The following is an 834-nucleotide window of genomic DNA, read 5'->3' on the forward strand; positions in this document are numbered from 1 at the left end:
GCCGGGTAGAACGAGATATTTCCGGCCATTGAGCGACAGCACGAAGGCTACGATCAGGCTGCCAAATAAACCTGACCATGCAGGAATGCGTCATCGCCTTCGATTATCGAGGTACGCCGAACAAGCTGGTCGCGGATTTCATTTCGGTGGTAAACCGCGTCTCCCAAGGCCACGATAGCCAAGTTGCGATGTAGTGGCGCGCCATGTTTGTCGTGTCCATGTCTTCGGAATACGCATGCGGTTCGGCTTCGATCCGGCTCGGCCCGGCGGCGCGCATGCAGGGTCAGTATGACCGCAGCCTCGCCGCTCCAGGAACGCATTCGCAATCAGCTTCGGGCTCAGTTCTTCGAGCGAATTCAAGTCGGTGAGCGGATCAACGAGGCGGAGATCGCGGCGACCCTTGGCGTCTCGCGTACACCTGTGCGTCACGCTCTGGTGCAATTGCAGGGTGAAGGGGTCGTAACTTACGAGCCCAACCGCGGCTCGATTGCTCGAAGCGATCCAGCCGGGCGCTCGCCGAGATCAGGTGGGGTCGCTTTCTCTCGACGAGAAAGTGATGCGCGACATGGCACTCGGTGTCCTGGATGGGATCATCAGCGAGCGGGCACTGCTGGCGCGCTACAATGCGACGCCGGGCGCGCTGACCTCGACGTTGCGCCGGCTGATGCGCGACCAACTCGCCGAACCGTCTCCCGAAGGCCGACATCGAAAGGCTGCTGCGCGAGATCAACGGCGAGGCGGATGAGCGGGACGATCAAGCCGCTTGAATTCGACGGCGCGTGCCCGCCGCAGCCCAGCTGCAAAGGCGCCGGTTCAATGTTTGATTGACTGAAC

The 834-nt window shown here is 61.4% G+C and carries 1 protein-coding gene and 1 pseudogene; both read left to right on the forward strand.

Features of this window, described 5'->3' with window-relative positions; genetic code table 11:
• Nucleotides 1-288: 288 nt before the first annotated feature.
• A pseudogene (locus tag EN893_RS39705) lies at nucleotides 289-471 on the forward strand (GntR family transcriptional regulator); the annotation flags it as partial.
• Nucleotides 472-526: 55 nt separating this feature from the next.
• Nucleotides 527-745 carry a hypothetical protein gene (locus EN893_RS39710; protein ID WP_236382768.1) on the forward strand — a complete coding sequence of 73 codons (219 nt, stop codon included), beginning with the start codon at nucleotides 527-529 and terminating at the stop codon, nucleotides 743-745.
• Nucleotides 746-834: the final 89 nt, after the last annotated feature.

Source organism: Mesorhizobium sp. M7A.F.Ca.CA.004.04.2.1, assembly GCF_004022825.1.
In the GTDB taxonomy this organism is placed as follows: Bacteria; Pseudomonadota; Alphaproteobacteria; order Rhizobiales; family Rhizobiaceae; genus Mesorhizobium.